This window comes from Accumulibacter sp., from assembly GCF_036625275.1.
Taxonomy (GTDB): Bacteria; Pseudomonadota; Gammaproteobacteria; order Burkholderiales; family Rhodocyclaceae; genus Accumulibacter.
The window spans coordinates 1-7,714 of sequence record NZ_JAZKUD010000129.1; the positions used below are offsets into that span (position 1 = coordinate 1).

At 61.8% G+C, this 7,714-nt stretch carries 9 protein-coding genes; 1 reads left to right on the forward strand and 8 read right to left on the reverse strand.

Features of this window, described 5'->3' with window-relative positions; translation table 11 throughout:
* Nucleotides 1-271 precede the first annotated feature (271 nt).
* From V5B39_RS20830 to lptM, 3 genes are all read right to left on the reverse strand, one after another.
* Nucleotides 272-712 carry a CRISPR-associated endonuclease Cas3'' gene (locus V5B39_RS20830; protein ID WP_332344753.1) on the reverse strand — a complete coding sequence of 147 codons (441 nt, stop codon included), beginning with the start codon at nt 710-712 and terminating at the stop codon, nt 272-274.
* 286 nt (nt 713-998) lie between these two features.
* On the reverse strand, nt 999-2,243 hold the full coding sequence (gene lysA, locus V5B39_RS20835; protein ID WP_332344754.1) for a diaminopimelate decarboxylase: 1,245 nt from the start codon (nt 2,241-2,243) through the stop codon (nt 999-1,001).
* The gene (gene lptM, locus V5B39_RS22360) at nt 2,240-2,431 is read right to left on the reverse strand and encodes an LPS translocon maturation chaperone LptM (protein ID WP_434735745.1); all 192 of its coding nucleotides are present in this window, start codon (nt 2,429-2,431) and stop codon (nt 2,240-2,242) included. The genes lysA and lptM overlap by 4 nt, the downstream gene beginning before the upstream one ends.
* 35 nt (nt 2,432-2,466) lie before the next feature.
* Here lptM and cyaY point away from each other — a divergent pair, with 35 nt between their 5' ends.
* Complete coding sequence (gene cyaY / locus V5B39_RS20840) at nt 2,467-2,787, forward strand: iron donor protein CyaY (RefSeq protein ID WP_332344755.1); 321 nt, start codon at nt 2,467-2,469, stop codon at nt 2,785-2,787.
* Nucleotides 2,788-2,815: 28 nt separating this feature from the next.
* Here cyaY and V5B39_RS20845 read toward each other — a convergent pair whose 3' ends face one another.
* The 5 genes from V5B39_RS20845 to V5B39_RS20865 form a co-directional block, all read right to left on the reverse strand.
* Nucleotides 2,816-4,243: a carbohydrate porin gene (locus tag V5B39_RS20845; protein ID WP_332344756.1), complete on the reverse strand. Its 1,428-nt coding sequence runs from the start codon at nt 4,241-4,243 to the stop codon at nt 2,816-2,818.
* Between the two features lie 8 nt (nt 4,244-4,251).
* Nucleotides 4,252-4,521: a DUF6587 family protein gene (locus V5B39_RS20850; RefSeq protein WP_332344757.1), complete on the reverse strand. Its 270-nt coding sequence runs from the start codon at nt 4,519-4,521 to the stop codon at nt 4,252-4,254.
* Nucleotides 4,514-6,394, reverse strand: a complete 1,881-nt coding sequence (gene feoB / locus V5B39_RS20855) for a ferrous iron transporter B (protein WP_332344758.1) — start codon at nt 6,392-6,394, stop codon at nt 4,514-4,516. Before feoB ends, V5B39_RS20850 begins: the two co-directional genes overlap by 8 nt.
* Entirely contained in the window at nt 6,391-6,672 is a 282-nt protein-coding gene (locus V5B39_RS20860) for a FeoA family protein (protein ID WP_332344759.1), read from the reverse strand. Before V5B39_RS20860 ends, feoB begins: the two co-directional genes overlap by 4 nt.
* 554 nt (nt 6,673-7,226) lie before the next feature.
* Nucleotides 7,227-7,714 (reverse strand): transposase (locus V5B39_RS20865; RefSeq protein WP_332344760.1); only part of this gene is annotated, 488 nt, incomplete at its 5' end.

The following is a 7,714-nucleotide window of genomic DNA, read 5'->3' on the forward strand; positions in this document are numbered from 1 at the left end:
CGCCGCCATGGCGACTTGCGCCTTAAAGTGCGCACCATGTTGCTTGCGTTTCACGCCCATCTTTCATGCCTTCTCGGTTCGGTCGACCTTAGCTTATTCGACTGTCCGAAAAACCGGAACCGCCGCACCCCGGCGTGTGTCCGGCAAGCTGAACAAGGCCTCGCGAATCCGTGTCACCACGTCAGACGCCGAGAATTCAGGGAGAACCGAGGTCGCAGAAATAGCCGGTTTGAGAACCATAAGGGAGTCTTCCAGTACGCTCAAAAATCCTTTATAATACTATGGGCTTAAATTTGGAACTGCTGTCGAACGCCGGCTTGCCGTGATGAAAAAGGGAAGCGAGCAACATCCGCAAGCCGGCCTCCGGGTTCTCGAACCATGACGCAATTTCTTCGAGACCCAGCGCCAGGTTGGCTTTGACGCACAGTTCACTGTCATAGAGCAGAGCAGCGGTCTCCCTGACATGCCCGGCGATGTTGCTCGCACTCGGATCACGCTTTGCCTGAAAACCGGTGTTGCATTTCCCCAGGTCGTGCAGGAGCGCGAATACCGCCAGGCGATCGAGGGTGACTGCGCTGGCTTCGATGCCAAGGTTGCGCTGGATTGCCGGCAGGTCGCACAAGGCGCGGAAGACGCTGGCGACATCGATCGAATGGTCTGTCAGCGACAGTCGTTGCTCTCTGTCGTCAGAGAGTTTGCCCCAGAATCCCATCGGCTGTTGTCCTCGGCTGTGAAGGGGTTTTCAAGCTCGATCTTAACTCATGGGTGTGATCGCTGTCGGCCATTGCCACACCGGCAAGCGCCACTCAAGTCAGCCGATGACTCGCTTGCGCGTCAAACGGTCATGACTTTGCAAGACACCCCCCCGATGATGAAAGTCATGACCGTTTCCCCCCTCTCCCCCAACCCCTCCCCCGCAAGGGGGGAGGGGAGATTCGAGAGTCGCTCGCGACTTTCATGGTAACGACGGCTGGTCAAGTGCCGCACCGGTCATTTGCTCACGGCAGCCGCTGCTCCAGCGCATAAAGTTCTTCGACCGTTTCGCGGCGGCGGACGAGATGGGCGGCGGCGCCGTCGACCATCACTTCGGCTGCACGCGGTCGGGTGTTGTAATTCGAACTCATGACCATGCCGTAAGCACCGGCCGACAGGATCGCCAGGAGATCCCCGGTGGCGAGCGCCAGTGGGCGGCCGTGGCCGAGGAAATCGCCCGATTCGCAGACCGGACCGACGATGTCCCATGAGCTGGCAGTTCCGTCGCGGGGTGCGACCGGGACGATGTCGTGCCAGGATCCGTACAGGGCCGGACGGGCGAGGTCGTTCATCGCCGCGTCGACGATCGCGAAGTTCTTGACTTCGCCAGGTTTCAGATATTCCACCCGGGTCAACAGCAGACCCGCATTGCCGACCAGGCGACGTCCAGGTTCGAGCAGAACCTGCAGTTGGCGCTCCTTGAGCTTCTCCAGCATCGGTTGCAGGTAGGCCTTGACGGTCGGCGCCTCTTCGTCACGATAGCGGATGCCGAGGCCGCCACCCAGGTCGATGTGATGCAGCACGATGCCGTCTGCCGCCAGCTGATCGACCAGCAGCAGCAGCTTGTCGAGTGCTTCGGCAAAGGGCGCTGCATGCAGCAATTGTGAACCGATGTGGCAGTCGATACCGGTGATGTCGAGGTTCGCCAGGGTGGTTGCATGCCGGTACAGCGCCCGCGCCTCGGCGCAGGCGACGCCGAACTTGTTTTCCTTGAGGCCGGTCGAGATATAGGGGTGAGTTTTTGCGTCGACGTCCGGATTGACGCGCAGGCTGATCGGCGCCTTCTTGCCGGCGCTTTCGGCGACGGCGTTGAGGCGTTCGAGCTCGGCGGCGGATTCGACATTGAAGCAGAGGATGCCGATGCCGAGCGCCAGTTCCATCTCGGCAGACGTTTTGCCGACGCCCGAGAAGACGATTTTCCGGGGATCGGCGCCGGCGGCCAACACCCGCTTGAGCTCACCGGCCGATACGATGTCGAAGCCGGCACCCCGGCGTGCAAGGACATCCAGCACGGCAAGGTTGGAGTTGGCCTTGACGGCATAGCAGACCAGCGAATCGAGGCCGATCAGTTCCTGCTGGAACTCGTCGAACGCCGCTTCGAGCGCGTGCCGCGAGTAGACCCAGCAGGGCGTGCCGAAGCGCCTGGCGATGTCGATCAGTGAGACGGATTCGGCGTACAGGACGCCGTCCTGGCAGGTGAAGGCGCTCATCGGGCTGGCTCCGCAGGCGTGTTAGAATCCTTGGCAGTCGTGGCGTCGCTGGCCGTGCTCGCTGCTGGTTGGGTCGTTGTCGCAGCAGCCGGCTTCGCCGGGACCGGTGGCAGGGTCAGACTGCCCTTGGTGCCACAGGCGCCAAGCACGAGGGTTGCCAGCAAAGCCAGCGCAAAAGGTTGCTGCATCGGTCGGTGTGAAAAATGAGGGATGGTAGCACAGGATGAATGACAGGGAATTCCACACGCTCGCCGGGGCAGCGCTCCAGCAGATCGAAAGCGCACTGGAACGGAGCGGTGCCGATCTCGATTATGCGATGGTCAGCGACGGCGTGCTCGAAATCGAGTGTTCCGACGGCAGCAAGATCATCGTCAATCGGCACGATGCCGCCAAGGAGATCTGGGTTGCCGCCAGAAGCGGCGGCTTCCATTACCGTTGGGACGGCCATTGCTGGCAAGACACGCGCCATGGCAAGGAACTGATGGCGGCGCTGTCCAGGATCATTTCGCAACAGGCTGGCGAGACCGTTTCGCTACTCGGGTAGAACCTTCCGGAATTCAGGATCAAAAGGGTCAAAAGGCAAGCTGCAGACGTACCCCGGCGACGGTCGCGTTGGCGAGGTAGAGGCCCGGGTTGAGGACGCGCTGAACGACCGGCTGCAGCACCACGCCGGGAGAGAGTTGCGCCCGGTAGGTCATTTCCAGCACCGTTTCATGGGTCGATGACAGGGCCGTGCCTGCATCGCTGGCCAACTGAATCCGACCCTGCGGGCCGGCATGCGCGCGTGTCGCGGCGATGCCGAAGGTGTCCTTCTCGCGACCGGCGAACGGCCCCCGGTAGCTGAGGCCGGCGCTGACCGAATAAGCAAGAGGGCTGGTCGTGCCGTCGGTAAAACCATAACGAACGAAGAGCGCGACATCCCGATCCGATTCCGGGACGCGATAGACCGACTGTTCGGCAAGCAGATAGGCGCCCCAGTGCGTCGCCGTGAGGGCTTCCCCGGCGGCATCGACGGCAATGAGTTGCGAATACTGCGGGGTGAAGCGCCAGAGGCCCAGGGCGACCTTGCTGATCGGAGCAAAGTCGTCGTCCGGCTTCGCCGACTCGCTCGGACGATCGTTGAACAGCCCGGCCTTGACCGGACTGAAACCGAACTCGCCGATCAGCATGCTGCCGCGGCTGTGGTGCCAACTGATGTTGGGTCCGGCGGTGGCCACCCGATCGCTTGGAATGCCGCGAGTGATGGCCAACATGGCGTACCAGGCCGGATCGGGGTCGATCCGGAAGCGCGCGCCATAAGCACTCGTCGGGTAGATCGAGGGACCGGCGAGACTGCCGAAACTGGCCGTTTCGGCAGCCATTCCAAACGAGGGATGCAGAAAGACGCCAGACGAATCGGTGACGTAGAACTCGCTGTCGATGGGGTAGAGGCCGACCCGGATCGAAGCCTGGTCGTCCAGAAAGGACTGCTGCAGCCAGGCCTTGAAGAGGCCGCTGCGGTTGACCGGCGCTTCGAGGTTGTCGGCGCCCATCAGGCTGCCCAGGTAGTTGAGGTTGAACCGCCCGCCACCGTTGCTGATCCACTGCAGATAGGCTGATCCGCCTTGCCAGCCGATGAGCTTCTCTCCATCGAGCTGCAGGATGAGGTCGACGTGACCCACATAGGTGCCGCCGCTCTTCAGGCCGCCGCTGGCGTTGTGCAGAAAATCGGCGGTGTACAGCAGATCGGCCTGAATTCCGGCAGCGTGGAGTTGTTTGCGCTTGCCGCCCCAGTCACCGCTGAGTGTGCTCTCCGCCCAGTTGGGGGGGGCATCGCTGGCGGCGGCTTCGCCGGCGATGGTGTCTGCGGTATCGGCCGGCGAGGATTTTTCGCTGACCGCCGGCTCAACGGCATCGTCAAGAGTCGCCGCACCGGCACCGACAGGCTGCACCAGAAAAGACGAGAGCAGCAGCACGCTGACCAGCGGTTTGAGCGGTTTAAGGTTAGCGGCTATCGACATGTGACCGATTACTCTCGTTTGATGATCATTACATTGCGTGGCACCTGCTTCGTGGAACAGCCGGAGCATCCGGTGCAGCCACCGCAGCCGTCGCTCGCCCTGCGACTGTTTCCCTGAGCTGGTGATCCGGTATTGGCGGCAGACGTCAGTCCGAGACGCTGCGCCAGGTTGGCACAGCGTTCCGCAAGCGCGTCCCGCAGAAAGCCGGGCAGCAACCGCCGCGCCGCGTAAAGGGTAGCACAAATGACCACACCATAGACGATCCATTCTTCAAGCATGGCCCACTCCGGTCAGAACAAGGGCGATCCGGTAAGTCACGAAAGCCGCTCCATACGCCAGAGCGAACAGATAGCCGGCCATCAGCAACGAATAACGCCACGAGCCGGTTTCGCGCTTGACCACGGCGAGCGTGGACAGGCACTGCGGCGAGAAGACGTACCAGGCGAGCAGCGAGAATGCTGTCGGCAATGACCAGCCTGCAGCCAGCATCGGGGCGAGCTCCGTAGCAACGTCGTCGCCGGTCGCCGACAGCGCATAGACCGTGCCGAGGGCGCCGACCGCGACCTCGCGCGCCGCCATGCCGGGCACCAGGGCGATCGAGATTTCCCAGTTGAAACCGACCGGTGCAAAGATCACTGCCAGCGCCCGACCGAGCATGCCGGCATAACTGTAGTAGATCGCCGGGCCGCTGGCGCCTTCCGGTGCCGCCGGGAAAGACGACAGGAACCACAGGATCACCATCAGTGCCAGGATGATGTTGCCGACACGCAGGATGAATATCCGTGCACGTTCGACCAGACCGAGCATCAGGTTGCGGGCATGCGGCCAACGGTATGACGGCAATTCGAGCATCAGCGGATGTTGCTGGCCTCGGCCAAGCGTCCATTTGAGGACGCCGGCGACGGCCATCGCACTGACGATGCCGGCAAAGTAGAGAACGAACAACACCAGTCCCTGCAGATTGAACACGCCAGCGACCGTGCTCTCCGGAATGAAGGCGCCGATGATCAGCGCATACACTGGCAAACGCGCCGAGCAGGTCATCAGCGGCGCGATCATGATCGTCGCCAGACGGTCGCGCCAGTTGGAGATGGTACGCGCCGCCATGATGCCGGGAATGGCGCAGGCAAAGCTCGACAGCAGCGGAATGAACGAGCGCCCCGAGAGGCCGACGGTGCCCATCAGACGGTCGAGCAGGAAGGCTGCGCGTGGCAGATAGCCCGAATCTTCAAGGGCAAGAATGAACAGGAAGAGGATCAGGATTTGCGGCAGGAACACCAGCACACTGCCGACGCCAGCAATAATGCCGTCGACCAGCAGGCTGCGCAGGATGCTCTCCGGCATCCGGTCTACGAGAAACTCGCCGCCGGCTTCGATCCCCGCCTTGATCCACTCCATCGGCAGGCTGGCCCAACTGAACACCGCCTGAAACATCAGGAACAGCGTGCCCGCCAGAATGAGCATTCCCCATAACGGGTGCAGCACGACGCGATCGATGCGCTCGTCGAAACGGGTGTCGATCGCCGGTTCGCGGACGGTGGCCGCGAGAATGCGCCGGACTTCGCGCTGGGTGGCGGTGACGTCGGCCACATCGGGCGGCAGCCAGGACACCGGGTGAGCAGCCGTATCCGGCTGGATGGCTTCGAGCCGGGCAATCAGTTCGTTGGCCCCGCCGCGCTTGACGGCGATGGTGCTGACCACCGGCATTCCCAGTTCGCGCTCGAGCGCGGAAACGTCGATGACGATGCCGCGTTTTGCCGCCAGGTCGGTCATGTTCAGCGCCAGAACCATCGGCAGACCCAGACGCTTGACTTCGAGAACCAGTCGCAGGTTGAGCTTGAGGTTGGTGGCGTCGCTGACACAGACGATCAGGTCGGGACGCTGCTCATCGGCACGCGTTCCCAGGACCACGTCGCGGGTGATTTCTTCGTCGATGCTGACCGCGTTGAGGCTGTAGGCGCCCGGCAAATCGAGGATGCGAAACGTTTTGCCCGACGGCGTCGTGAGTTGTCCCTCCTTGCGGTCGACGGTCACGCCGGGATAGTTGGCGACCTTCTGCCGACTGCCAGTCAGCAGATTGAACAGCGCCGTCTTGCCGCAATTCGGGTTGCCCAGCAAGGCCAGGTTGCAGGTGGCATGGGCAGTGCTCATGGTTCTTTTCCTCCCAGCGGAGCGACCAGAACGCGCTCGGCTTCAAATTTTCGTAAGGCAAACATCGTGTTGCCGACCCGCACCGCAACCGGATCACCACCCGGATGTCCGCGCGCCACGACGCGCACCCGCTCTCCGTCGAGAAAGCCGATCTCGAACAGCCGCAACGCCAGCGCCACGTCGGCTGCGTCGCCGCTGATGGCATCGGGCCGGCTGCTGACGATGCCTTCCCGACCCAGTGGAAGGTCAAACAGGGGAATCAATTCTTGGGGGTTCATCGAACCGGCACCTTTCTTCATGCGTATCTGCCATCTTCATCGATCTGCGGGTGACCAGGTGTGGCGGGAAAGCGGCAACCGCGCCGCCCAACACCGTCCGCGTGACCGTTCCGGAGGCATGGTCGCGACCCTGCTCACTACCCTCGTACTATACATGAGAATTATTCGCATCGACATGGGTGATGGACGATTTCGCCATAAAGGTCATCACCGGCTGAAAGGAACGTGAAATCCGATAGACTTCGGGAAAGTCAAAACCATCACTCGGGCACCGGCCTTGGCTTATGCCACCCCGGTGGCTGTCCAAACGACTGTAAGCACGGCAGGATATACCGCCTGCCGACTATGGCCAGGTGGCGTCATTCCTGCGCCAGCGGGGAATCCATGACATAAAAAGGGAATTGCGAGGAACGGATGGGTGACATCGGTGATCGCCTCTCCCCCTTGCGGGGGCGAAGGCGGGGTTTCGCGGAGCACTGCTCCGCGCCGCCGCAGCCGGCCCGCGATGCAGCGTGGGCCTTGGAAGGGGTTGGGGAGAGCAACTGTGTTCCCGGTCAAGTATTTTTAGAGACATTTTGATGTTCTGGATTCCACGGAATACCCGATTTGACGATGGCGTTCATAATCGTCAGCATCTTGTGCATGCAAGCGACCAAGGCGACCTTTTTGAGCTTCCCGTTGGCCAGCAGCCGTTCATAGAAGGTCTTGATCACCGGGTTGTACCGTATGGCACTCAGCGCCGCCATGTATAAAGTGGTACGTACTGTCGCGCGACCACCCCAGGTGATGCGCTTGCCCTTGTGGCGACCGCTGTCCGCGTTCAAGGGGGCCACCCCCACCAACTTGCCAATCTGCGCATGGGTGAGTTGCCCCAACTCAGGCAAGGCGCCCATCAGAGCCGCTTGCATGCAGGGTCCGACTCCTTTGAAATCTTTGAACAACGCGAGCTTCTCGGCAAAATGCTCCTTCAGCATGCCATCGATGTTCTTGTCAATCACCGCCATCTGCCGATCGAGCATTTTGAGTACAAGCTTGATGCTTT